The sequence below is a fragment of the Rhizobium sp. ZK1 genome, from assembly GCF_047782645.1.
GTDB lineage: Bacteria > Pseudomonadota > Alphaproteobacteria > Rhizobiales > Rhizobiaceae > Rhizobium.
Genome location: NZ_CP180586.1, coordinates 14,681 through 38,498, shown reverse-complemented (window position 1 = coordinate 38,498; position 23,818 = coordinate 14,681). Strand labels below are relative to the sequence as shown.

The window sequence follows — 23,818 nt, the reverse complement described above, 5'->3', positions numbered from 1 at the left end:
CGTGCACAAAATTCGGTATGTCACTTTCCTGTCGCATATAAGTGTTTTATGGCGTGTGATAAGCCGGCAACGGGAGAATCGCCATGTCTGTTGACATCCTCAATTGTGACGCTACCGCCGAGGCCTCCCGGCCGTCGACGGCTGCCGCCCCGAAGGAAGACGATGTTCTCGGCCGCATCGGCAACCTCGAGACCCGCCTTGCCCGCAGTGCACGCGAAATCGATGCCGCACAGGCCGTGCGCTACCGCGTTTTCGTCGAGGAAATGAAAGCTCAGCTGCCGGCGGACGCCATGCGCCGCGAGCGCGACTTCGATGCCTATGACGCTTTCTGCGACCATCTTCTGGTTCTCGACCGCTCGATCGATGGCGATGCCGAAGACCAGATCGTCGGTACCTACCGCCTGCTCAGGCAGGAAATCGCCATGGCCAATGGCGGTTTTTACTCGGCTTCCGAATTTGCGATCGACGAACTGATTTCCCGTCATCCCGACAAGCGCTTCATGGAACTCGGGCGCTCCTGCGTGCTGCCGGAATACCGCACCAAACGCACGGTCGAACTGCTCTGGCAGGGCAATTGGGCCTATGCGCTGAAGCACGGCATGAGCGCCATGTTCGGCTGCGCCTCCTTCCCGGGAATTTACCCGGAAAGCCACGCGCTGGCTCTTTCGTTCCTTTTTCACAATGTGCTTGCCAAGGATGAATGGGCCGTCGGCGCGCTGCCGCATCTGGCCCGCGATATGGACCTGATGCCGGCTGAAGGCGTCAATCCGAAAAGGGCATTGATGGCGCTGCCGCCACTCATCAAGGGTTACCTGCGCCTCGGCGCCATGGTTGGTTCCAGCGCAGTGGTCGACCAGGCCTTCAACACGACCGACGTGCTGATCGTGCTGCCTATATCCAGCATTTCCGATCGCTATTTGAACTATTACGGCGCAGATGCCGGCCGTTTCGCCAGCTAGTCGCAGCATAGCCATCGCTTGACGGCTAACGGCGATCCATTCATTCTCTCATGGCGTCGTCAGTAGGGCGCATCGGCATTGGTGCCGGCTGGGCTATGCCCGCCTACAAGATCAAACCTCGCGCCATGCCGAATCTGGAAAACCTCAAGAAGAAGGCCAAGCAGTTCCGGTTTTCGATCCGGAACTTCACCAACGGGATAAGGATATCCTTTCAGCGACGATACCGCTTGATGACGTGAAGACGTTGTTTCTTGAATACACAGCAAAGAATGTTCCGTTTCATCAACCATTGAGACTGGAGCCATAGGGTGCATCGTCTGCGATCCGGATGAGAACCTGATTGCCTTTGCCGGCTAGGTCATTCGAGGGCGAACCGGATGCGCGCTTCGCCCTCTCCATCAATCAGGAACCGGCGCCATAGGCCGCGATCGCAGCCATGTTGACGATATCGCTGTCCTTGGCACCCATCGAGGTGATCTGCACCGCCTTGTCGAGACCAACGAGGATCGGGCCGATGACCGTCGAGCCGCCGAGTTCCTGCAGCATCTTCGTCGAAATTGAAGCCGAGTGGAATGCCGGCATGACGAGGACGTTGGCCGGACCGGAAAGACGGCAGAAGGGATATTGCTCCATCGCCTTGCGATTCAGGGCAACGTCGGCGGACATTTCGCCATCATATTCGAAATCGACGCGGCGCTTGTCGAGGATCTTCACGGCCTCGCGGACGCGCTCGGAACGTTCGCCCGAGGGATGGCCGAAGGTGGAATAGGCAAGCATTGCGATGCGCGGCTGGTAGCCCATGCGGCGCGCGAGGCCGGCGGCCTCCTCGGCAATATCGGCCAGTTCCTCAGCCGTCGGCATATCGTGAACCGCGGTATCGGCAACGAAGACCGTACGGCCGCGGCAAAGCGCGATCGACACGCCGATCACACGATGGCCAGGCTTCTGGTCGATGCAGCGGCGCACGTCCTCAAGCGCGGTCGAATAGTTGCGGGTAATACCGGTCACCATGCCGTCGGCATCGCCAAGCGCCACCATGGTCGCCGCAAAATGGTTGCGGTCATTATGGATGAGGCGCTGCACGTCGCGGTGCAGGTAGCCTTTGCGCTGCAGGCGGGCATAGAGATAGTCGATATAGGCGTCGACCCGTGTCGAGATACGGGCATTGACGATCTCCAGGCCCGGACGATTGAGATCGATGCCGGCACGCTCGGCAGTCGCCCGGATCAAATCCTCACGGCCGAGCAGAATGGCGGTGCCGAGCTGCTGGTTGGCGTAGGACATAGCGGCGCGCAGCACCTGCTCCTCTTCGGCCTCGGCGAAGACCACGCGTTTCGGATGACGGCGGACACGCTCATAGAGGCTGGCGAGCGTGGAGGCGATCGGATCACGGCGGGCCGACAGCTCTCGCTTGTAGCCGGCCATATCGCTGATGATCTTGCGGGCGACGCCACTTTCGATCGCCGCTTCGGCAACGGCTGCCGGAATGGCGGAGATCAAGCGCGGATCGAAGGGAACCGGGATGATATATTGAGCGCCGAAGCGCGGACGGTTGCCCTGATAGGCGGCCGCGACATCATCGGGCACGTCCTCACGGGCGAGGCTTGCGAGCGCCTTCACGGCAGCGATCTTCATCGCGTCATTGATGGTCGTGGCGCGGACGTCGAGGGCGCCGCGGAAGATATACGGAAAGCCCAGCACGTTGTTGACCTGGTTCGGATAATCCGAACGACCAGTCGCCATAATGGCGTCGTCACGGATACGGGAGACTTCCTCTGGCGTGATTTCCGGATCGGGATTGGCCATAGCGAAGATGATCGGCCGGTCGGCCATGGAACGGATCATCTCCTCGGAGAAGGCGCCCTTCTGTGATAGGCCAAGAACGACGTCAGCACCCTTCATGGCCTCTTCCAGCGTGCGGGTATCGGTCTTTGCCGCATGGGCCGATTTCCACTGGTTCATGCCTTCGGTGCGGCCCTGATAAATGACACCCTTGGTATCACAAAGGATGATGTTCTCGGGCGCAAAACCCATCGACTTGATGAGCTCGACACAGGCGATGGCGGCAGCACCGGCGCCGTTGCAGACGAGCTTGGTGGTCTTGAGATCGCGGCCTGTCAGCTCCAGCGCATTGATGAGGCCGGCAGCGGCAATGATTGCCGTGCCGTGCTGGTCGTCATGGAATACGGGAATATCCATCAGCTCGCGCAGGCGGCTTTCGATGACGAAACAGTCCGGCGCCTTGATGTCTTCCAGATTGATGCCGCCAAAGGACGGGCCGAGGAAGCGCACGCAGTTGATAAACTCGTCGACATTTTCCGTGTCGACTTCAAGGTCGATCGAATCGACATCGGCGAAACGCTTGAAGAGGACGGACTTGCCTTCCATGACCGGCTTGGAAGCCAATGCTCCGAGATTGCCGAGGCCAAGGATGGCGGTTCCGTTGGAGATGACGGCGACCATATTGCCTCGGGTCGTATAGTCGTAGGCGGTGGCGGGATCGGTGGCGATGGCTTTGACGGGCACCGCGACGCCGGGAGAATAGGCAAGCGAGAGGTCGCGCTGTGTCGCCATCGGCTTGGTCGGGTTGATCTCCAGCTTTCCTGGCCGACCCATCGCGTGAAATTCGAGCGCTTCCTTGTCGGTAACAGAGGTCACCGGCCGTTCTTTCTTCTCCATCTGCGACATGCCTCCTCCAAACGTCTGTGGGTGACGTTTTCCTCTTTCCCAATTGCTGTTGTCATCTATAGCGGCGCGCGGATAGGGTTGGCACCTGTTTTTTTGGGAAAAACTGCACCTCCGTGAACGCACGAATAGACAGCAGAAACGAAGCCTTCTCGGCAGCCGAGCTCGCGACTGAGGAAAGCCGCGCCTCGGCTACGCCGATGATGGAACAATTTATCGAGATCAAGGCGAATAATCCGGATTCGCTGCTCTTCTATCGCATGGGCGATTTTTACGAGCTGTTCTTCGAGGATGCGCTCGAGGCTTCGCGTGCGCTCGGAATCACGCTGACCAAGCGCGGCCAGCATATGGGGCAGGACATTCCGATGTGCGGCGTGCCTGTGCATGCGGCCGACGATTACCTGCAGAAATTGATCGCGCTCGGCTTTCGCGTCGCTGTCTGCGAGCAGGTGGAAGACCCGGCGGAAGCCAAGAAACGCGGCTCGAAATCGGTCGTCAAACGCGACGTCATTCGCTTGGTCACACCGGGTACCATTACCGAGGAAAAGCTGCTTTCTCCCTCGGAATCAAATTATCTGATGGCGCTGTCGCGCATTCGCGGCTCTACCGAGCCTGTGCTGGCGCTCGCCTGGATCGATATTTCCACCGGCGTTTTTCGGGTGGCGGAGACGGATGCTTCGCGGCTGCTTGCCGATATCCTGCGTATCGATCCGCGCGAGCTCATCGTGCCGGATACGATCTTTTATGACGGCGAGCTGAAATCAGTCTTCGACGTGCTTGGCCGCACGGCCGTTCCACAGCCGGCTGTGCTTTTCGATAGCGCGACGGCGGAGACCCGCATAGCGCGCTATTTCGATGTTTCGACGCTCGACGGTTTCGGAAGTTTTTCGCGCGCCGAGCTTGCGGCTGCAGCAGCTGCCGTCGCGTATGTCGAGAAGACGCAGATTGCCGAACGGCCGCCGCTCGGGCGGCCGGAACGGGAAAGCGGCGCCTCGACGCTGTTCATCGATCCGGCCACGCGCGCCAATCTCGAGCTTGTGCGCACGCTGTCCGGCGACCGCAACGGCGCGCTGCTGAAGGCGATCGACCGGACGACCACCGGCGGCGGGGCGCGACTGCTCGCCGAACGGCTGATGTCGCCGCTGACCGATCCCATCCGCGTCAATGAGCGGCTGGATTCGATCGGCTTCCTGATGCAGGAACCGTCGCTCTGCGGCGAGCTGCGCGATGCGCTGAAACATGTGCCCGATATGCCGCGAGCGCTCTCCCGCCTGGCACTCGACCGCGGCGGCCCGCGTGATCTCTGGGCGATTCGTCAGGGGCTCGGCGCCGCCGCGCATATCGCCGGTCTACTGGGAAGCGCGATGTTGCCGGAAGAATTGGAGCAGGCGCGCAAGGGGCTGCAGGCACTGCCATCAGGCCTCGAAACCTTGCTTGCGGAAAACCTTGCCGAGGAGCTGCCGCTCCTAAAACGCGATGGCGGCTTCCTGCGCGACGGCGCGAATGCCGACCTCGACGAGGTTCGGGCGCTGCGCGACCAGTCGCGCCGGGTCATTGCCGGTCTGCAGCTGCAATATGCCGACGAGACCGGCATCAAGTCGCTGAAGATCAAGCACAACAATATCCTCGGTTATTTCATCGAGGTCACCGCCGGCAATGCCGGACCGATGACAGATACGGCCGAGGCGAAGGCTCGGTTCATCCATCGCCAGACGATGGCGAATGCCATGCGGTTCACGACGACGGAACTCGCCGATCTCGAAAGCCGCATCGCCAATGCCGCCGACCGCGCACTGCAGATCGAGCTTGAGGCCTTCGATCGGATGACCGAAGCGACTGTCGCCGAAGCCGAAGCGATCAAAGCCGGCGCCCGGGCGCTGGCCGTCATCGATGTTGCGGCAGGGCTGGCATTGCTTGCCGAAGAGCAGGCTTATTGCCGGCCACTGGTCGACGGATCGAAGATGTTTGCCATCGAGGGCGGGCGTCACCCTGTTGTCGAACAGGCCCTGCGGCGTCAGTCCATCGGCCCCTTCGTCGCCAATAATTGCGATCTGTCGCCGGTCTCCGACGGCAAGGATGGGGCGATCTGGCTGCTGACCGGCCCGAATATGGGCGGTAAGTCCACCTTCCTGCGGCAGAACGCGCTGATCTCGATTCTCGCCCAGATGGGTTCCTTCGTGCCGGCAACGTCAGCGCATATCGGCATTGTCGACCGGCTGTTTTCGCGCGTCGGCGCCTCCGACGATCTGGCGCGCGGGCGTTCCACCTTCATGGTGGAAATGGTCGAGACGGCTGCAATCCTCAATCAGGCAACCGATCGTTCCCTCGTCATTCTCGACGAGATCGGCCGTGGTACTGCGACCTTCGACGGCCTTTCCATCGCCTGGGCCGCCGTCGAGCATCTGCACGAGGCCAATCGCTGCCGTGGGCTCTTTGCCACGCATTTCCACGAGCTGACAGTGCTCTCCGAAAAGCTTGCCCGGCTATCGAACGCGACAATGCGGGTGAAGGAATGGGACGGCGACGTCATCTTCCTGCATGAAGTCGGTCCAGGTGCGGCCGACCGATCCTACGGCATTCAGGTCGCGCGGCTTGCCGGCCTGCCGGCTTCTGTCGTCGCCCGAGCACGCGATGTATTGACGCGCCTGGAAGATGCCGATCGGAAGAATCCGGCGAGCCAGCTGATCGATGATCTGCCGCTCTTCCAGGTGGCCGTGCGCCGCGAAGAGACATCCCGCGGGCCTTCCAAGGTGGAGGAAGCGCTGAAGACGATGAGCCTCGACGACATGACACCGCGAGAGGCGCTCGATGCGCTTTACGACCTCAAAAAGAAGATGAAGTAGGAGCAGCCCCCGTGTTCATGGAAAAACTGCTTCAGGAAACGCAGCGCCTCTCCGTCATCGTCTCGATGCTCGAAATCATGAAACAATCGGATGGTAATCTTGAGGCACGCGGCTGGAACACGCCGATCGGCATGGCGAAGATCACCAGCTCCTGCCTTGTGATCGGCGAACTGAGCGGTGCGATCATTGACGCTGGATACCGAGAATGTGACAAGGCGACGCTTAACGGCATCATGAGCGAGACTCGGCAAGTTCTCAATACGCTGCTGGCACAGGGCTCAGCCTGAGAACTTGCGGCAAAGCGTCCCTCTCCAACGGCTTGCCAACACCATTTCGCCAAATTTAAGGGTTCATGCAATATGAACGCCTGTGTCATCAGGCGGGCAAAGAGGCAATAGCGCATGCAGACGAAATCAGAGGCACGCCACGAGCACGCGGCCCGGACCGAAGAGGCAACCGCTCGGCCGATGGGGATGCACGACATCGATTTCTCAGAAATCCTCGATGTGGAACTGCTGCAGGGGCAAAGCGACGCCATTGCCGAAGCCAACCGCAACCGTCCCGACGTGCTGCGCAACGATCTTCTTGCCGTTTTGAAGAAGGCGAGCGTCGAAGGCCGCAGGAAGGCGCGTGACCTGCTCGATGCCCAAGGTGGCGGACTTGATTGCGCCCACCGCATTTCCTGGCTGCAGGACCAGATCATTGCCGTTCTCTATAATTTCGCCACCGAGCATGTCTTCCCGAAGCAGAAGGACAAGTTTGCGGTGACCGCTGTCGGTGGCTATGGCCGCGACACGCTGGCGCCGGGCTCCGATATCGACCTGCTCTTCCTCTTCCTGCCGAAGCCGGCGGAAGAGACGCACAAGGCCGTCGAGTTCATGCTCTACATGCTGTGGGACATGGGCTTCAAGGTCGGGCATGCGACCCGCACGGTCGAGGAATGCATCGCGCTTTCCAAATCCGACATGACGATCCGCACCGCTATTCTGGAGATGCGCTACATCTGCGGGCTGAAGTCGCTGGAGACCGAGCTGGAAGCCCGCTTCGACAAGGAAATCGTCACCGGCACCGGACCGGAATTCATCGCCGCCAAGCTCGCTGAACGCGACGAGCGCCACCGCAAAGCGGGCGACACGCGATACCTCGTCGAGCCGAACGTCAAGGAGGGCAAAGGCGGCCTTCGCGACCTGCACACGCTCTTCTGGATTTCGAAATATTATTATCACGTCCGCGACCCGGCGGATCTTGTGCCGCTCGGCGTGCTGTCGAAGCAGGAATACCGGCTCTTGGAAAAGGCCGACGATTTTCTCTGGGCTGTGCGCTGCCACATGCACTTCCTCACCGGAAAGGCCGAGGAGCGTCTTTCCTTCGATATCCAGCGCGAGATCGCCGAGGCTCTCGGCTATCATTCGCGCCCCGGCCTCTCGGCCGTCGAGCGCTTCATGAAGCACTATTTCCTGATCGCCAAAGACGTGGGCGATCTGACCCGCATCCTTTGTGCAGCACTTGAAGACCAGCAGGCAAAGTCGATCCCCGGCCTGACCGGCGTCATCAGCCGCTTTACCCACCGTAACCGCAAGATCCCCGGCAGCGTCGAGTTCGTGGAAGATCGCGGCCGTATCGCGCTCGCCAATCCCGATGTCTTCAAGCGCGATCCGGTCAGCATTATCAGGCTGTTCCATGTCGCCGATATCAACGGGCTCGAATTCCATCCCGATGCGCTGAAGCGCGTCACGCGTTCACTCGGTCTCGTCAACAACGATCTGCGCGAGAACGACGAGGCCAACCGGCTGTTCCTGTCGATCCTGACGTCCAAGCGCGATCCGGCGCTGATCCTGCGGCGCATGAACGAGGCCGGCGTGCTTGGCCGCTTCATTCCCGAATTCGGCAAGATCGTCGCGATGATGCAGTTCAATATGTATCACCACTATACGGTCGACGAGCACCTGATCCGCGCCATCGATGTCCTCTCGGAGATCGACAAGGGCAAGGCGGAGGAACTGCATCCGCTCGCCAACAAGCTCATGCCGCATATCGAGGACCGCGAGGCGCTCTATGTCGCGGTCTTGCTGCACGATATCGCCAAGGGCCGGCAGGAGGACCATTCGATTGCCGGCGCCCGCGTCGCCCGCAAGCTCTGCGCCCGTTTCGGCCTGTCGCAGAAGCAGACCGAGATCGTCGTCTGGCTGATCGAGGAACATCTGACCATGTCGATGGTCGCCCAGACGCGCGACCTGACGGACCGCAAGACGATCACCGACTTCGCCGATCGCGTTCAGTCCCTGGATCGGCTGAAGATGCTGATGATCCTGACGATCTGCGACATCCGCGCCGTCGGTCCGGGCGTCTGGAACGGCTGGAAGGGCCAGTTGCTGCGCACGCTCTACTACGAGACGGAACTGCTGCTTGCCGGCGGCTTCTCCGAGGTGTCGCGCAAGGAGCGTGCCCAGGCTGCCGCCGAGGCGCTCTATGCGGCCCTGTCCGACTGGAGCCAGAAAGACCGCCGCACCTATGCCAAGCTGCACTACCAGCCCTACCTGCTCTCCGTGCCGCTGGAAGACCAGATCCGCCACGCGCATTTCATCCGCCAGGCGGACAAGGCCGGCCAGGCGCTGGCGACCTCGGTGCGCACCGACAGTTTCCATGCCATTACCGAGATCACCGTTCTTTCGCCCGACCATCCCCGCCTGCTTGCCGTCATTGCCGGTGCTTGCGCGGCTGCCGGCGCCAACATCGTCGACGCGCAGATCTTCACGACTTCGGATGGCCGCGCGCTCGATACGATCCATGTCAGTCGCGAGTTTCCGAACGACGAGGACGAGCTTCGTCGTGCCGCCACGATCGGCAGGATGATCGAAGACGTGCTTTCCGGCCGCAAGCGTCTGCCCGAGGTGATCGCGACCCGCGCGAAGAACCGCAAGAAGAGCAAGGCCTTCATCATTCCGCCGTCGGTGACGATCACCAACAGCCTGTCGAACAAGTTTACGGTCATCGAGGTGGAATGTCTCGACCGGCCGGGCCTGCTCTCGGAAATGACAGCGGTGCTGTCCGATCTTTCGCTCGATATTCAATCCGCGCGCATCACCACCTTCGGTGAAAAGGTCATCGATACATTCTACGTCACCGATCTCGTCGGTCAGAAGATTTCCGGCGACAGCAAACGCGCGAATATCACTGCCCGTATGAAAGCGGTCATGGCCGAGGAGCAGGACGAACTGCGCGAGCGTATGCCTTCCGGCATCATCGCGCCACCCGCTACATCAGCCGAAAAGAAAGCCGGTCCCCCCGCATGAGCCTCGTCAAGAAATTCGCCACGGTCGGCGGCGCCACACTCGGCAGCCGCATCTTTGGTTTTGCCCGCGAAACGCTGATGGCCGCAGCCCTTGGCACCGGGCCGATGGCCGACGTCTTCTATGCCGCCTTCCGTTTCCCGAATCTCTTCCGCCGGCTGTTTGCCGAAGGCGCCTTCAACGCCGCCTTCGTGCCGCTCTTTGCCAAGGAGATCGAAGCGAACGGCACTGACGGTGCCAAGCGCTTTTCGGAAGAAGTCTTCGGCGTTCTCTTTTCCGTGCTGCTGCTCATCACCATCGTGATGGAGCTTTCCATGCCGCTGCTTGTGCGCTTCGTCATCGCGCCGGGCTTTGCTGATGATCCCGAGAAGTTCGGTATCACCATCCGCATGGCCGCTGTGATGTTTCCCTATCTCATGTGTATGTCGCTGACGGCGATGATGAGCGGCATGCTGAATTCGCTGCATCACTTCTTCGCCGCTGCCGTCGCGCCTATCTTCCTTAACGTCGTGATGATCGGCGCGCTCTTTTATGCGCTTTATACCGGCGCCGAACCGCTGGCGACGGCCTGGTATCTCTCCTGGGGTGTGCTGGTCGCCGGCATCCTACAGCTTGTCGTCGTCTATGTCGGCGTGCTGCATGCCGGCATGAGCATCGGCTTCCGCTTTCCAAAGATAACGCCGAACGTGAAGCGGTTGCTGATCCTTGCGGTTCCGGCGGCCGTGACCGGTGGCATCACGCAGATCAACCAGCTCATCGGCCAGGCAATCGCCTCCTCCCGGGAAGGCGCGATTGCCGCCCTGCAATATGCCGATCGCATCTACCAGCTTCCGCTCGGCGTCGTCGGTGTCGCCGTCGGTGTGGTTCTGCTGCCCGAGCTTGCCCGTTCGCTCAAGGGCGGAGCATTGCGCGAGGCCGCCTTTCTGCAGAATCGCTCGATCGAATTCGTGCTGTTCCTGACGATCCCAGCTGCATTCGCGCTGTGGATCCTCTCCGACGAGATTATTCGCGTGCTCTATGAGCGTGGAGCCTTCCATCAGGACAACACCCTGCTCGTCGGATCGATCCTGGCGATCTACGGCATAGGCTTGCCGGCTTTCGTGCTGATCAAGGCGCTGCAGCCGGGCTTTTATGCCCGCGAAGACACCAAGACGCCGATGCGTTTTTCAGCAATCGCGGTGGCGACCAACTGTGCCGCGGCGCTGACGCTGTTCCCCTATATGGGCGCGCCGGGCATCGCAGTCGCTGAAGCCACTGCCGGCTGGATCAGCACCGTGCTGCTCTTCACCACGCTTCTGCGCCGCGGTCATCTGACATGGGAATGGGCACTGGCCAAACGCGCAGCGCTGCTGGTCGTCGCCGCGGCTGTCATGGGCACAGTCATCATCTACCTCAAGCAGCACTGGGCGCCCTGGCTTGCTTCGGGCGCGCCGCTTTTGACCAAGGTCGGCACGCTTGGCCTGCTGATCGCGATTTCCATGGTCGTCTATTTCGCGACCGCCTTCCTGATCGGCGGAGCAGACCTCGGCATGATCCGGCGCAACCTCAATCGCAAACCGGCACCGGCGAAAGATGCCTAACGTCCTTTTTACGCAATTCCGGACGCGAAACCGCTGCACATTTTTGCCGGAATTGCTTTAGCAATCCACCCATCGTCGCTGCGGCCCGACATCGACGTGGACGATGCCATTGCAATAGGTGCCGATCCCTCCGATGCCGGGTGCGGTTTTCGCAGCGGCGATGATCGTGCGCTCCGACACGCCGCGAATCCGGATATCAGCCGCAAGGCATTTCCCGTGCATGGAACCGTGGCGGCGGGGGTGTGGCCGGAAGCCCGAAGTTATCATCGGCCGTCGTCCGGTCTTTGCCGCGATATGCGATAAAACCGCCCGCAATCGCGCCGGAAAACAGCTGGCGCGAACGCTGACGGTCTGCATCGTGTAAGCAATGCGCGTCTCGTGTTTGGGAAGTTGGCTGGTCTGCCGTCGATGATCTTGACCGACGGCTGTGGTTGCTGATTGTAGGGCGAAAAGGCCTGCCATGGCGAGCAAACTGGCGTTCTGCATGGTCCCTCCGATCGGTTATCCCGACGGCCCCTTTGGGCCGCCAGCCCGGCGAGAGGATTTTCAGTTCAAAGAAAGCTTTTCTGTGAAATTTTATACTCAATTTTAGCTAAGATGACTGATCAATTTGGCGTAAAATCGGGCATTTTATCACATCGAAATGGAATAAACTTCCCAATCTGGAGATCCCATGACCCAATCCCTGTTTCTCATCACCCTCGTCGTCGACGATTATGACCGCGCCAAAGCCTTCTATTGTGAGGCCCTCGGCTTCGAATGCCTTCAAGATGAAGTACAGCCGGAAGGCAAGCGCTGGGTCGTCGTCAAGCCAAAGGGCGGGGATGGCGCGGCCTTTCTGCTGGCGCAGGCGGCAAATGAGGCTCAGCGAGCCGCCGTCGGAAATCAGACCGGCGGGCGTGTCGGCTTCTTCCTCAAAACCGACGATTTTGCGCGCGATCACGCAGCGATGCTTGGTTCCGGCGTTCACTTTCTGGAGGAACCCCGACATGAGGTTTACGGCACCGTTGCGGTCTTTTCGGATCCTTACGGCAACACCTTCGACCTCATTCAACACGCTGCGCCCACCGCCTCTTGATTGCGACCGGGAGCGCGTGCATAAGCGCCCGCGTTAGCAACATGGGCCTTTGGCCCTGGGGCCCTCCACCAGCCTAATCGAGGACAACATCATGGGCGAATTCAAGAAGCTCGTATTCTCTGGCGTTCAGCCCACGGGCAATCTGCATCTCGGCAATTATCTCGGCGCGATCCGCCGCTTCGTGCAGCTCCAGGACGGCAACGACTGCATCTATTGCGTCGTCGATCTGCATGCGCTGACTGCGCAGCTCGTCCACGAGGACATGCTGTCACAGACGCGCTCGATCGCAGCCGCCTTCATCGCCTCCGGCATCGACGCTGAAAAGCATATCGTCTTCAATCAGTCCGCCGTACCGCAGCACGCCGAACTCGCCTGGATCTTCAATTGTGTCGCCCGCCTCGGCTGGATGAACCGCATGACGCAGTTCAAGGACAAGGCCGGCAAGGACCGAGAGCAGGCCTCGCTCGGTCTCTACGCCTATCCGAGCCTGATGGCCGCCGACATTCTCGTCTACCGCGCCACGCATGTGCCCGTCGGCGAGGACCAGAAGCAGCACCTTGAGCTGACGCGTGACATCGCGATGAAGTTCAATCTCGATTACGCCTCGCATATCCGCAAAACGAATTACGGGATCGACATCACCGTCGGCGACGAGCCGGTGCATGCCTATTTCCCGATGGTCGAACCGTTGATCGGCGGGCCAGCGCCGCGCGTCATGTCGCTACGCGACGGCACGAAGAAGATGTCGAAGTCCGATCCGTCGGACCTGTCGCGCATCAACCTGATGGACGACGAGGACGCGATCTCCAAGAAGATCCGCAAGGCCAAGACCGATCCGGACGGCTTGCCGAGCGAAGTGGCCGGCCTCGAAAGCCGACCGGAAGCCGAAAACCTCGTCTCGATCTATGCCGCACTTGCCGACAAGACGAAGGAGCAGGTGCTTGCCGAATTCGGCGGCCAGCAATTCTCCGTCTTCAAGCCGGCACTGATCGATCTCGCCGTTCAGGTGCTATCGCCGATAACAGGCGAAATGCGCCGCCTGATGAACGATACGAGCCATATCGATGCGATCCTGCGCAACGGCAATGAACGTGCGAGGGCACGCGCCGACGTGACGATGCGCGAACTTCGCGAGATCATCGGCTTCCTCTATTAGAGCCTTTCCTGATTAGATTGCAGCATTCTGTTGGCTCAAACGGAGTCGGATGGTCGACCGGCCGGCGCGCGTCGTAGCCCAGATCTACGGCCAAGCCGGCCGGTCGATCAGACGGCCCGTTTCAGCCAACCCCGGTGGTTTGCTTGCAAACCAGCTAGGGCCGGGCATCTTTCCGCCAGGATCAAAGGCGATCGGCTCGGACGTACCAAGGGTATGCCATTCGCCAATCGCCTTTGATCCTGACGAAAACCTGTTCCGGCAGAATGCTACAAGCTAGCCAGGAAAGGCTCTAATCCCATCGACATGCAGAGCTCCCGTGCAAAACGGGGGCTTGCAAATTTTCGGTCACAGGTGTCAGAGTCCGCACCATGGTATCAAAGCGACTCTCACGGCTCGAAGGTCATCGCCGCAAATTCATGGCGGTGATCGACGGGACACCCGAATGCCAACGCGCCGTCCATTATGCCGGGCGGCGCGCCAAGAATTCCAATGGCGGCCTCGTCCTTCTCTACGTGATCCCCGAAGGCGATTTCCAGCAATGGCTCGGCGTCGAGGAGATCATGCGGGCGGAAGCCCGCGAGGAAGCGGAAGCCACCGTCGCAAAGATCGCACAGATCGTGCGCGAGACGATCGGCATCGAGCCTGAGATCGTGATCCGCGAGGGCAATTCGGCCGAGCAGATCAATGCGGTGATAGAGGAAGACCGGGACGTCGCCATCCTCGTGCTTGCCGCAGGCTCCGCCAAAGAAGGACCGGGACCGCTGGTTTCCTCCGTCGCAGGGCGTGGAGCGGCCTTTCCCATTCCGGTCACCGTGCTGCCCGACACACTGACCAACGAGGAAATCGACGCCCTCTGTTAAGCCATTTCTTGAGTATCAGTCTCTTGAATCGGCCAGACAATAGGCTTATTTTCTTTTGAAGAATTCTAAAGACGGCAGAGGTCACAGCCCGCCGCATGGAGAGCGAGATGTTCATTCAGACCGAAGCCACGCCGAACCCAGCCACGCAGAAGTTCCTTCCCGGCAAGGTGGTGATGGAAAACGGCACGGCCGAATTCCGCAATGCCGATGAGGCCCAGGCTTCACCGCTCGCTGCCCGTCTCTTTGAAATTCCGGGCGTCACAGGCGTCTATTTCGGCTACGATTTCATCTCCGTCTCCAAGGACAATGCCGAGTGGCAGCACCTGAAGCCGGCAATTCTCGGCTCGATCATGGAGCATTTCATGTCCGGCAAACCGGTCATGGGCGACGCTTCCATCCTTTCGGAAGATGTCGATGCGGGCGATGAATTCTTCGACGAAGGCGATGAATCGATCGTGCTGACCATCAAGGAACTGCTTGAGACCCGCGTGCGTCCGGCCGTTGCCCAGGATGGCGGCGACATCACCTTCCGTGGCTTCAAGGACGGCAAGGTTTATCTGAACATGAAGGGCTCCTGCTCCGGCTGCCCGTCTTCGACGGCAACGCTGAAACACGGTGTCCAGAACCTGCTGCGCCATTTCGTTCCGGAAGTGCAGGAAGTGATTGCCGCTTAAAAAATCTCTGATGCGTCCGGCCGTTCATATTCGGTTCGGCCAGACGGATTTATGGATAGGCGACAATAGTTTATTCGGAAATTGATGGCATGATCGTTCTGGCGCTCGACACGGCAGGTGTAGATTGCGCTGCCGCTATTTATGACAGCGGCAGGAATACGGTGCTGGGGGAGGCATCGGACATGATCGGCAAGGGACATGCTGAACATCTGATGGGTATCGTCGACCGCGCGCTGGATCAGGCGGGCGTTACGCTCTCGGATGTCGACCGCCTCGCCGTCACCATCGGACCAGGCTCCTTCACCGGTATCCGCGTCGGCGTTGCTGCAGCCCGCGGTTTTGCGCTTTCCCTCAATGTGCCAGCCGTCGGTATCACGACACTCGAAGTCATGGCGGCTGCTCAGCGCGAAAAGATGCCGGGCCGGCCCGTGCTTGCGGCAATGGATGCCAAGCGGGACGAAATCTACCTCCAGTCCTTCGCAGCCGACGGCACGCCGCTCGACGAGGCGCATGCGGCGAGCGTATCGGAGGCCAAGGCTTTTGCCGCCGGTTTCGACGGTGAGATCACCGGTTCAGCGACACCACTCCTGAAGCCCGATGTGGCCGGCGAGCAGGCCAACTCCTTCCCGATCTCCATCGTGGCGCGCCTCGGTGCGGCCGCGAGCCCGAATTCCGGAAAGCCGAAACCCCTTTATCTGCGCGGACCCGATGCCAAACCGCAGGCCGGGTACGCGATTGCAAGAGTATGACAATGCTGGAAGCCTATCTGACGCTGAAGCCGGAATTCGAAATCGTCGCGATGGAGCCGGAGGATTGCCTCGATGTTTCCGTGCTGCATCGCGAGCGCTTTGCGCGCCCTTGGGGTGACGGCGAATTCCACAGCCTGCTTTCGCAGAACACCGTCTTCGGCTTCGTCGCCCGCCAGACCAATGCCATCCTGAAGAAGACTCTGCCGGGCTTCGTCCTTGCGCGCCAGGCGGCGGGCGAGGCCGAAATCCTGACCGTTGCCGTACAGGCGAAGGTTGCTCGCTCCGGCCTCGGCTGGCGGCTGATGCAGGCCGCCATGCGCGAGGCGCGTCTTCGCGGCGGCGAGAGCATGTTCCTGGAAGTCGACAACAGCAATACCGCCGCCCTTGGCCTCTATCGCAAGCTCGGATTCGAGCAGGCGGGCGAACGCAAGGGCTATTATAAGGACGCCAATGGGGCTACTTCCACGGCGCTTGTCATGAAGCGCGTTCTTCGGTAGTTCCCTTCTCGACAGGAATAACGAGAAGGCAGCCATGACTGACGAAGCCAAGACCCTTGAGGAGCTTTGCGCTGAACGCGGCATGCGCATGACGGAGCAGCGCCGCGTGATCGCGCGCATTCTCGAAGACTCCGAAGATCATCCTGACGTCGAAGAGCTTTACCGCCGCTCCGTCAAGGTCGACGCCAAGATTTCGATCTCGACGGTCTATCGTACGGTGAAGCTGTTCGAAGATGCCGGCATCATCGCCCGCCACGACTTCCGTGACGGCCGCTCCCGCTACGAGACGGTCCCCGAAGAACATCACGATCACCTGATCGACCTGAAGACTGGCGTGGTCATCGAATTCCGCTCACCGGAAATCGAGGCATTGCAGGAACGCATTGCGCGCGAACACGGCTTCAAGCTCGTGGATCATCGGCTGGAACTCTACGGCATCCCGCTGAAGAAAGACGAAATCTAATAGGATGGCAGTCCGGGAGCGCCGCATTTGATCGTCTGGCTGCGCATTACCTTCGCGCTTACCGTCATCATTGTCGCGAGCATCCTGCTCATGCCGCTGCAGGTTCTGGCGCTTTATTTCGACTGGAAGCTGCGCCGCACACTGCCCCGGCTCTGGCATCGCATCGTCTGCTATTGTCTCGGCATCCGGATTCGCGTGGGCGGCACGCTTGAAAGCCGCCGTCCGCTGATGCTTTGCTCGAACCACTCCTCGTGGATGGACATCATGGTCATGTCGGCCATTGCCGACGTCGCTTTCATCGCCAAGATCGAGGTGCGCGACTGGCCGATCTTCGGCACGCTCGCCAAGCTGCAGAAGAGCGTCTTCGTGGTGCGCGAGGAAAAACGCCGCACCGGCGATCAGGCGAGCGAGATCGCCGGCCGCATGGCAGACGGCGAAATCGTCGTGCTGTTTCCCGAGGGAACGACCTCCGACGGAAATCGCCTGCTGGAAGTCAAATCGTCGCTCTTCGGCGCGGCTGCCATGGCGGTGCCCCATTCCCCGACCGGCATGGTTATGGTCCAGCCGGTGTCCATCGCCTATACGCAGGTCCATGGTATCGCCATGGGCCGCTACCATCGTCCGCTTGCGGCCTGGCCCGGCGATATCGAGCTTCTGCCACATCTCAGCGACATCCTGAAATGCGGGGCGATCGACGTCGAAGTTTCCTTTGGCGAGGCGGTCGAATATGGCGAGAAGACCAATCGGAAGGCGGTCAGCACAATGATCTCCGCCCGCATCCGCAACCTGTTGAACAGCAGTCTGCGCGGCCGCGACATCGGTTAGAGCCTTTCCTGGTTAGATTGAAGCATTCTGTTGGCTCAAACGGAGTCGGATGGTCGACCGGCCGGCGCGCGTCGTAGCCAGATCTACGGCCAAGCCGGCCGGTCGATCAGGCAGCCCGTTTCAGCCAACCCGCTGGTTTGCCTGCAAACCAGCTAGGGCCGGGCATCTTTGCGCCAGGATCAAAGGCGATCGGCTCGGACGTACCTTGGGGTATGCCCGTCGCCAATCGCCTTTGCCCTGACGAAAACCTGCTCCGGCAGAATGCTGCAATCTGGCCAGGAAAGGCTCTAAGGCGAGAGTCCCTTTTCTCGCGCGTCAAAAACCACTAAATAGCGCGCCATGACCCAGGACAGCGCCCTTCTTCAGGCCCCGGAGACTTCTCTTCGCGATGGCTCCAATAGCCGCAAGGTTTTCATCAAAACCTATGGCTGCCAGATGAACGTCTATGACTCGACGCGCATGAGCGATGCTCTTGCGCGCGACGGCTATGAGCCGACCGAGGACATGGAAGAGGCAGACCTCGTCCTGCTCAACACCTGTCATATCCGCGAGAAGGCCGCCGAGAAGGTCTATTCCGCGCTCGGGCGCCTGCGCGAGATGAAGAAACGCAAGGCTGCCGACGGCCGCGAGATGATGATCGGTGTCACTGGTTGCGTCGCTCAGGCTGAAGGCGAAGAAATCCTGCGTCGCGCTCCGGCTGTCGATGTCGTTATCGGCCCGCAGACCTATCACCGCCTGCCCGAAGCGCTGCGCCGCGCCAAGGAAGGCCATCGCGTCGTCGATACGGAATATGCGATCGAGGACAAGTTCGAGCATCTGCCGATTGCCGAAGCGCCGAAGATCCGTGCCCGCGGTGTGACGTCCTTCCTGACCGTGCAGGAAGGCTGCGACAAATTCTGTACCTTCTGCGTCGTGCCCTATACGCGCGGTTCCGAGGTCTCGCGACCGGTCTCTCAGATCGTCGAAGAGGCAATGCGGCTCGTCGATGGGGGCGTGCGCGAAATCACCCTTCTCGGACAGAACGTCAATGCCTGGCATGGCCTCGGCCCGAAGGGCGAAGAGTGGAGCCTTGGCGACCTGCTCTACCGGCTTGCCGATATCCCCGGCCTGGCACGACTTCGCTACACCACCAGCCATCCGCGCGACATGGACGACCGGCTGATCGAGGCGCATCGCGACCTTCGCACGCTGATGCCTTATCTGCACCTGCCGGTTCAGGCGGGCTCGGACCGTATTCTCAAAGCCATGAACCGCCGGCACACGGCAGCGGAATACCTCTCCCTCATCGAGCGCATCCGCAAGGCGCGTCCCGACATAGCTCTCTCCGGCGACTTCATTACCGGCTTTCCGGGGGAGACAGATGCGGAATTTGAGGATACACTAAAACTCGTTGAGAAGGTGCGTTACGCGCAAGCCTTCTCGTTCAAATATTCGACGCGGCCGGGTACGCCCGGGGCGGAATTGAAGGACCAGGTGCCGGAAGATATCAAGGCAGAACGGCTGGAACGCCTGCAGGCACTGCTTCTCAAGCAGACGCAGGAATTCAACGAGTCCTGCATCGGCAAGGAAATCGATCTTCTCCTCGAAAAGCCGGGCCGCATGCCTGGACAGCTCATCGGACGCTCACCGTGGTTGCAGTCCGTGAATGTTGATGCAAAAGCATCGCAAATCGGTGACATTATTAAAGTGCGAATCACAGGAACCGGAACCAACAGCCTGTTTGCCGAACGCGCAGAGGCTGAGGTCTAACCCAGGGAGCCCGACCGCTTGAACGGACAGGAATTGGTTTCTACTTCACCGCGCCACCCACGCATTGCGAGCGACGCCAATCACTTCGTCCTGACGTTCGAGAACAATCGGTTCGCCAGCGAACTTTTCGGACAGTTCGATCAGAATCTGAAGCTCTTGGAACAGCGGCTCAATATCGATGCGCGGGCGCGCGGTAATTCCGTTGTCATCACCGGCGATGTGCTGGCGACCAATCAGGCGCGGCGCACACTGGATTACCTCTATGAAAAACTCCAGAAAGGCGGCAGTGTGGAGCATTCAGATGTGGAAGGCGCAATTCGCATGGCGGTTGCAGCCGACGACCAGCTCACGCTGCCGACAATGGAGAAAAAAGCCAAATTGACGATGGCGCAGATTTCGACGCGCAAGAAGACGATCATAGCGCGCACGCCGACGCAGGATGCCTACATGCGGGCGCTGGAGCGCTCGGAAATGGTGTTCGGCGTCGGCCCCGCCGGCACCGGCAAGACCTATCTCGCCGTCGCCCACGCAGCCCAGCTTTTGGAGCGCGGCGCCGTCGAGAAGATCATCCTGTCGCGACCGGCGGTCGAAGCCGGCGAGCGTCTGGGCTTCCTGCCGGGCGACATGAAAGAGAAGGTCGATCCTTATCTGCGTCCGCTCTACGACGCACTCTACGACATGATCCCCGGCGACAAGGTCGAGCGCGCGATCACCGCCGGCGTCATCGAAATTGCGCCGCTCGCCTTCATGCGCGGACGCACGCTCGCCAACGCTGCAATCATCCTCGATGAGGCGCAGAACACCACGGCGATGCAGATGAAGATGTTCCTGACGCGTCTTGGCGAGAATTCGCGGATGATCATCACCGGCGACCCGAGCCAGATCGACCTGCCGCGCGGCGTCAAATCCGGCCTCGTGGAAGCGCTGCATCTGCTGAACGATGTCGAGGGCATTTCGATGGTGCGCTTCAAGGATGTCGACGTCGTGCGCCATCCGCTGGTCGGTCGTATCGTCAAGGCCTATGACGCAACCTATATAGCGGCAAACGAAGAGGCCAGCCGGCAGGACTGATGGCCGAACTCGACATACAGATCAGCATCGAGGACATGGGCTGGCCCACCGAAGACGTGTTGCATGCCCTTGGCGAACGCGTACTGGGTGCGGCGGCCACCTATTTGCGGGAAGAGGAAAAGCAGCCCTTCCCGAAGATGCCGCCGGAAGTTTCGCTCGTCTTTACCGACGATGCCTCCATCCAGGACATCAATGCGGAATGGCGCGGCAAGGACAAGCCGACCAACGTGCTGTCATTTCCGGCCTTCCCGGTCAAACCCGGCAAAATGCCCGGCCCGATGCTCGGCGATATCATCATCGCCCTAGAAACAGTAGAGCGCGAGGCGCGAGAGCTCGAAAAGAGCTTTGACGATCATCTCACTCATCTTATGGTGCATGGTTTCTTGCACCTGCTCGGCTACGACCATATGAATAATGACGAAGCCGAAATTATGGAGAGGCTGGAGACTCGCATTTTGGCAGTACTCGGCCTATCTGACCCCTACGAGGGTCAAGACCTTAAAATGGAACCATGAGCGACTTTTCAACGAAGCCGGCGTCAGACGCCAAGGACTCCGACCAATCCTCCTCTTCCGACGAGGGTGGCAGTAGTCGACACCGACCGCAATCCTTCTGGTCGCGCGCGGCGCGCATCTTAAGACCACAACAGGGTTCGCGCCTGCGCGAAGATATCGCCGATGCGCTGATGACCGACCCGGCAGCGGCCGATGCCTTTTCGCCCGACGAGCGGGCGATGCTTCACAATATCCTGCGCTTCCGCGAAGTGCGCGTCGCCGACGTCATGGTGCCGCGTGCCGATATCGAGGCGGTCGACCAGACCATCACCATCGGCGAATTGATGATCCTCTTCGAGGAAAGCGGCCGCTCGCGCATGCCGGTCTATGCCGAAACGCTCGACGATCCGCGCGGCATGGTGCATATCCGCGACCTTCTTTCCTATATCGCCAAGCAGGCGCGCAACAAGCGCCGTAGCGGCACGAAGCCTGCGGCAGGCGCGCCGGCGATCGAGGTCTCTCCGGAAAATATCCAGAAGGCGCCGCGCTCGGCCAAGCCGAACTTCGACCTCGGACGCGTGGACCTGCAGAAGACGCTCGCCGAAACCGGCATTATCAGACAGATCCTCTTCGTGCCACCCTCGATGCTGGCCTCCGATCTGCTGCGTCGCATGCAGATAAACCGCACGCAGATGGCGCTGGTCATTGACGAATATGGCGGTACTGATGGCCTTGCCTCGCACGAAGACATCGTGGAGATGGTGATCGGCGATATCGACGACGAACATGATGATGAAGAAGTCATGTTCAAGCGCGTTTCTGAAGATGTCTTCGTTGCCGACGCCCGTGTCGAACTAGAGGACATTGCCGAAGCCATCGGCCCGGATTTCGACATCAGCGAACAGATCGACGAGGTCGATACGCTGGGCGGTCTGATCTTCTCGGCACTCGGGCGCATCCCGGTGCGCGGTGAAGTCGTCCAGGCCCTGCCCGACTTCGAGTTCCACATCCTCGATGCCGATCCGCGCCGCATCAAGCGGGTGCGCATCACGCGCAAGCGCCAGGCAATCCGCCGCCGCGCCAAGGCAGATGGTGACGGGCCGCCCATTGGCGATGGAAATGACGATCGGCCGGCGGAATCGACCGCAAACTGACCTTTCCGTAAGACGACAAGCGCGCGCTTTTTTGAAAGACTGCGACTGGATTGATTCGCGGCTTTGATGGGAGTGCGCATGGAGCGGCTTGCGGACAGGATTATCCTCGTCTGGGGTTTCAAACGGTCATTGCTTGCGATCGCAGCGGGCGCCTTTGGCGTCCTGGCACTGCCTCCCGTCGGCTTCTTCGCCGCGATGTTCGTTTCCTTCACGCTGCTCGTCTGGCTGATCGACGGAGCGGCCACCTCACCGGAAAGCAGCCTTCTCGGCAGGCTCTGGCCGGCCTTTGCCACGGGCTGGCTGTTCGGCTTCGGTTATTTCGTCGCCGGGCTCTGGTGGCTTGGGCATGCGCTGTTGATCGATTCAGACGAGTTTGCCTGGGCCTTGCCGCTCGCAGTCCTCGGGCTTCCATCCTGCCTTGCCATCTTTTATGGGTTGGCTGCAGCACTTGCGCGTATCTTCTGGTCCGACGGCATGGGGCGGATTGCAGCACTTGCTGCCAGCTTCGGCCTGCTTGAGTGGGTACGCAGTTTCATCTTCACCGGTTTTCCGTGGAACGCCATCGGCTATGCCATGATGCCCATGCCTCTCATGATGCAGTCCGCGCATGTGATCGGTACCATGGGGGTGACTGCTCTCTCGGTCTTCGTCTTTGCCGCTCCTGCCCTCATCGGAACCCGGCAGGGAGCGAAACTCGGCATCAGCCTCGCGGCCATCCTCTTTGCAGCGCATCTCGGTTACGGCGCCTATATCCTTTATCTCACCCCGAAGCCCGAGGCGTTACCCGAGGACAAGCGACCGGTCGTTCGCCTGGTCCAGCCGGCAATCGATCAATCGGTCAAGATGGACAACGATGCGGATCGCGAGGCGATCTTCGAGACACATCTCAAGCTTTCGACGGAAGCTCCCAAGGAAGGCGGCAGGAGGCCCGACATCATCGTCTGGCCGGAAACCTCGATTCCCTTCATCCTCACCGATAACAAGGATGCACTGACGCGGATTGCCGATACGCTCGACGACGACCAGATCCTGATTGCGGGCGCCGTTCGCGCCGAAGAACTCGGCCCCGGCTATCCCACCCGCTACTACAATTCGATCTATGTGATCGACGGCCGGGGGCAGATCGTCGCCGCCTCCGACAAGGTGCATCTCGTTCCCTTCGGCGAATATCTTCCCTTCGAGGACATGCTCAACGAACTCGGTATCCAGAATGTTGTGGAGATGCCGGGCGGTTTTTCGGCGGCCGCCAGCCGGCATCTGCTCGAGCTTCCGAGCGGACTGAAATTCTATCCACTCGTCTGCTACGAAATCATCTTCCCGGACGAAATGACCGGCGACATCGACCAAGCGAACGCCATTCTGAACATCACGAACGATAGCTGGTTCGGTTCAACACCGGGTCCCTACCAGCATTTTCAGCAGGCACGCGTACGGGCGGTCGAAACCGGTTTGCCGCTGATTCGCGATGCGAATAACGGAATTTCGGCGGTTGTAGACGCGCGTGGCGAAATCGTTGCAGGTCTTAAATTAGACGAAATTGGCTTTATTGATGCAACTCTCGATGGATATGAAAAAAACAAAGGAAGCCCCTACCCCCGCCAAACGTACTTCTGGTTGACTGAAACGTTACTGATAGGCATTGCGCTAATTTCACGCAGGGGTTTTATTTTCAGGTTGAATTGACCAAAAAC

At 60.2% G+C, this 23,818-nt stretch carries 21 protein-coding genes and 1 pseudogene; 19 read left to right on the top strand and 3 right to left on the bottom strand.

What is annotated here, in order from left to right:
• Window positions 1-83 precede the first annotated feature (83 nt).
• On the top strand, window positions 84-959 hold the full coding sequence (locus tag ACK9YZ_RS00190; protein ID WP_416065268.1) for a GNAT family N-acetyltransferase: 876 nt from the start codon (window positions 84-86) through the stop codon (window positions 957-959).
• Window positions 960-1,018: 59 nt separating this feature from the next.
• Here the strand turns inward: ACK9YZ_RS00190 and ACK9YZ_RS00185 are convergent, their stop codons facing one another.
• Window positions 1,019-1,249, bottom strand: coding sequence for a hypothetical protein (locus ACK9YZ_RS00185; RefSeq protein WP_416065267.1), 231 nt, complete (start codon window positions 1,247-1,249; stop codon window positions 1,019-1,021).
• Window positions 1,250-1,361: 112 nt separating this feature from the next.
• Window positions 1,362-3,647 (bottom strand): NADP-dependent malic enzyme, encoded by a 2,286-nt coding sequence (locus ACK9YZ_RS00180; protein WP_216756834.1) that lies wholly within the window; start codon window positions 3,645-3,647, stop codon window positions 1,362-1,364.
• 113 nt (window positions 3,648-3,760) lie between these two features.
• Between ACK9YZ_RS00180 and mutS the strand changes: the two genes are divergently transcribed.
• The 4 genes from mutS (at window position 3,761) to murJ (ending at window position 11,357) form a co-directional block, all read left to right on the top strand.
• Window positions 3,761-6,487 (top strand): DNA mismatch repair protein MutS, encoded by a 2,727-nt coding sequence (gene mutS, locus ACK9YZ_RS00175; protein ID WP_416065266.1) that lies wholly within the window; start codon window positions 3,761-3,763, stop codon window positions 6,485-6,487.
• An 11-nt stretch (window positions 6,488-6,498) separates the two neighbouring features.
• The gene (locus tag ACK9YZ_RS00170) at window positions 6,499-6,774 is read left to right on the top strand and encodes a hypothetical protein (RefSeq protein WP_416065265.1); all 276 of its coding nucleotides are present in this window, start codon (window positions 6,499-6,501) and stop codon (window positions 6,772-6,774) included.
• A 114-nt stretch (window positions 6,775-6,888) separates the two neighbouring features.
• Window positions 6,889-9,780, top strand: coding sequence for a [protein-PII] uridylyltransferase (locus ACK9YZ_RS00165; protein ID WP_416065264.1), 2,892 nt, complete (start codon window positions 6,889-6,891; stop codon window positions 9,778-9,780).
• Window positions 9,777-11,357, top strand: a complete 1,581-nt coding sequence (murJ, locus tag ACK9YZ_RS00160; protein WP_416065263.1) for a murein biosynthesis integral membrane protein MurJ — start codon at window positions 9,777-9,779, stop codon at window positions 11,355-11,357. The genes ACK9YZ_RS00165 and murJ overlap by 4 nt, the downstream gene beginning before the upstream one ends.
• 57 nt (window positions 11,358-11,414) lie before the next feature.
• Here murJ and ACK9YZ_RS00155 read toward each other — a convergent pair whose 3' ends face one another.
• Complete coding sequence (locus tag ACK9YZ_RS00155; RefSeq protein WP_416065262.1) at window positions 11,415-11,843, bottom strand: YcbK family protein; 429 nt, start codon at window positions 11,841-11,843, stop codon at window positions 11,415-11,417.
• A 187-nt stretch (window positions 11,844-12,030) separates the two neighbouring features.
• Between ACK9YZ_RS00155 and ACK9YZ_RS00150 the strand changes: the two genes are divergently transcribed.
• From ACK9YZ_RS00150 to lnt, 14 genes and pseudogenes are all read left to right on the top strand, one after another.
• The gene (locus tag ACK9YZ_RS00150) at window positions 12,031-12,435 is read left to right on the top strand and encodes a VOC family protein (protein ID WP_416065261.1); all 405 of its coding nucleotides are present in this window, start codon (window positions 12,031-12,033) and stop codon (window positions 12,433-12,435) included.
• Window positions 12,436-12,526: 91 nt separating this feature from the next.
• A complete protein-coding gene (trpS, locus tag ACK9YZ_RS00145; RefSeq protein ID WP_216756829.1) occupies window positions 12,527-13,591 on the top strand; it encodes a tryptophan--tRNA ligase in 1,065 nt (354 codons plus the stop codon).
• A gap of 368 nt (window positions 13,592-13,959) precedes the next feature.
• A complete protein-coding gene (locus ACK9YZ_RS00140; protein ID WP_007814929.1) occupies window positions 13,960-14,451 on the top strand; it encodes a universal stress protein in 492 nt (163 codons plus the stop codon).
• Between the two features lie 107 nt (window positions 14,452-14,558).
• Window positions 14,559-15,125: a NifU family protein gene (locus ACK9YZ_RS00135; protein WP_112541816.1), complete on the top strand. Its 567-nt coding sequence runs from the start codon at window positions 14,559-14,561 to the stop codon at window positions 15,123-15,125.
• Between the two features lie 89 nt (window positions 15,126-15,214).
• A complete protein-coding gene (gene tsaB, locus ACK9YZ_RS00130) occupies window positions 15,215-15,874 on the top strand; it encodes a tRNA (adenosine(37)-N6)-threonylcarbamoyltransferase complex dimerization subunit type 1 TsaB (protein ID WP_416065260.1) in 660 nt (219 codons plus the stop codon).
• Complete coding sequence (locus ACK9YZ_RS00125) at window positions 15,871-16,371, top strand: GNAT family N-acetyltransferase (RefSeq protein WP_416065259.1); 501 nt, start codon at window positions 15,871-15,873, stop codon at window positions 16,369-16,371. Before tsaB ends, ACK9YZ_RS00125 begins: the two co-directional genes overlap by 4 nt.
• Before the next feature lie 34 nt (window positions 16,372-16,405).
• Window positions 16,406-16,834 carry a Fur family transcriptional regulator gene (locus tag ACK9YZ_RS00120; protein WP_183727935.1) on the top strand — a complete coding sequence of 143 codons (429 nt, stop codon included), beginning with the start codon at window positions 16,406-16,408 and terminating at the stop codon, window positions 16,832-16,834.
• A gap of 27 nt (window positions 16,835-16,861) precedes the next feature.
• The gene (locus ACK9YZ_RS00115) at window positions 16,862-17,659 is read left to right on the top strand and encodes a lysophospholipid acyltransferase family protein (RefSeq protein WP_216756825.1); all 798 of its coding nucleotides are present in this window, start codon (window positions 16,862-16,864) and stop codon (window positions 17,657-17,659) included.
• A gap of 49 nt (window positions 17,660-17,708) precedes the next feature.
• Window positions 17,709-17,988 (top strand): annotated as a pseudogene (locus ACK9YZ_RS00110) (hypothetical protein).
• A gap of 10 nt (window positions 17,989-17,998) precedes the next feature.
• The gene (gene miaB, locus ACK9YZ_RS00105) at window positions 17,999-19,408 is read left to right on the top strand and encodes a tRNA (N6-isopentenyl adenosine(37)-C2)-methylthiotransferase MiaB (protein WP_416065258.1); all 1,410 of its coding nucleotides are present in this window, start codon (window positions 17,999-18,001) and stop codon (window positions 19,406-19,408) included.
• A gap of 18 nt (window positions 19,409-19,426) precedes the next feature.
• On the top strand, window positions 19,427-20,479 hold the full coding sequence (locus ACK9YZ_RS00100; RefSeq protein WP_183801502.1) for a PhoH family protein: 1,053 nt from the start codon (window positions 19,427-19,429) through the stop codon (window positions 20,477-20,479).
• Window positions 20,479-20,994, top strand: coding sequence for an rRNA maturation RNase YbeY (gene ybeY, locus ACK9YZ_RS00095; RefSeq protein WP_216756823.1), 516 nt, complete (start codon window positions 20,479-20,481; stop codon window positions 20,992-20,994). Before ACK9YZ_RS00100 ends, ybeY begins: the two co-directional genes overlap by 1 nt.
• Entirely contained in the window at window positions 20,991-22,127 is a 1,137-nt protein-coding gene (locus ACK9YZ_RS00090; RefSeq protein ID WP_416065257.1) for a hemolysin family protein, read from the top strand. The genes ybeY and ACK9YZ_RS00090 overlap by 4 nt, the downstream gene beginning before the upstream one ends.
• A 78-nt stretch (window positions 22,128-22,205) precedes the next feature.
• Entirely contained in the window at window positions 22,206-23,810 is a 1,605-nt protein-coding gene (lnt, locus tag ACK9YZ_RS00085; RefSeq protein ID WP_416065256.1) for an apolipoprotein N-acyltransferase, read from the top strand.
• The last annotated feature ends 8 nt before the right edge of the window (window positions 23,811-23,818 follow it).

Bases quoted from the DNA above. Each gene is read 5' to 3' on its own strand.
- ACK9YZ_RS00125 (WP_416065259.1), top strand. From the start codon at position 15,871: ATGACAATGCTGGAAGCCTATCTGACGCTGAAGCCGGAATTCGAAATC.
- ACK9YZ_RS00185 (WP_416065267.1), bottom strand. From the start codon at position 1,249: ATGGTTGATGAAACGGAACATTCTTTGCTGTGTATTCAAGAAACAACG.
- ACK9YZ_RS00120 (WP_183727935.1), top strand. From the start codon at position 16,406: ATGACTGACGAAGCCAAGACCCTTGAGGAGCTTTGCGCTGAACGCGGC.
- ACK9YZ_RS00190 (WP_416065268.1), top strand. From the start codon at position 84: ATGTCTGTTGACATCCTCAATTGTGACGCTACCGCCGAGGCCTCCCGG.
- miaB (WP_416065258.1), top strand. From the start codon at position 17,999: ATGACCCAGGACAGCGCCCTTCTTCAGGCCCCGGAGACTTCTCTTCGC.
- ACK9YZ_RS00150 (WP_416065261.1), top strand. From the start codon at position 12,031: ATGACCCAATCCCTGTTTCTCATCACCCTCGTCGTCGACGATTATGAC.
- ACK9YZ_RS00140 (WP_007814929.1), top strand. From the start codon at position 13,960: ATGGTATCAAAGCGACTCTCACGGCTCGAAGGTCATCGCCGCAAATTC.
- ACK9YZ_RS00135 (WP_112541816.1), top strand. From the start codon at position 14,559: ATGTTCATTCAGACCGAAGCCACGCCGAACCCAGCCACGCAGAAGTTC.
- ybeY (WP_216756823.1), top strand. From the start codon at position 20,479: ATGGCCGAACTCGACATACAGATCAGCATCGAGGACATGGGCTGGCCC.
- trpS (WP_216756829.1), top strand. From the start codon at position 12,527: ATGGGCGAATTCAAGAAGCTCGTATTCTCTGGCGTTCAGCCCACGGGC.
- ACK9YZ_RS00155 (WP_416065262.1), bottom strand. From the start codon at position 11,843: ATGCAGAACGCCAGTTTGCTCGCCATGGCAGGCCTTTTCGCCCTACAA.
- ACK9YZ_RS00090 (WP_416065257.1), top strand. From the start codon at position 20,991: ATGAGCGACTTTTCAACGAAGCCGGCGTCAGACGCCAAGGACTCCGAC.
- murJ (WP_416065263.1), top strand. From the start codon at position 9,777: ATGAGCCTCGTCAAGAAATTCGCCACGGTCGGCGGCGCCACACTCGGC.
- lnt (WP_416065256.1), top strand. From the start codon at position 22,206: ATGGAGCGGCTTGCGGACAGGATTATCCTCGTCTGGGGTTTCAAACGG.
- tsaB (WP_416065260.1), top strand. From the start codon at position 15,215: ATGATCGTTCTGGCGCTCGACACGGCAGGTGTAGATTGCGCTGCCGCT.
- ACK9YZ_RS00180 (WP_216756834.1), bottom strand. From the start codon at position 3,647: ATGTCGCAGATGGAGAAGAAAGAACGGCCGGTGACCTCTGTTACCGAC.
- ACK9YZ_RS00165 (WP_416065264.1), top strand. From the start codon at position 6,889: ATGCAGACGAAATCAGAGGCACGCCACGAGCACGCGGCCCGGACCGAA.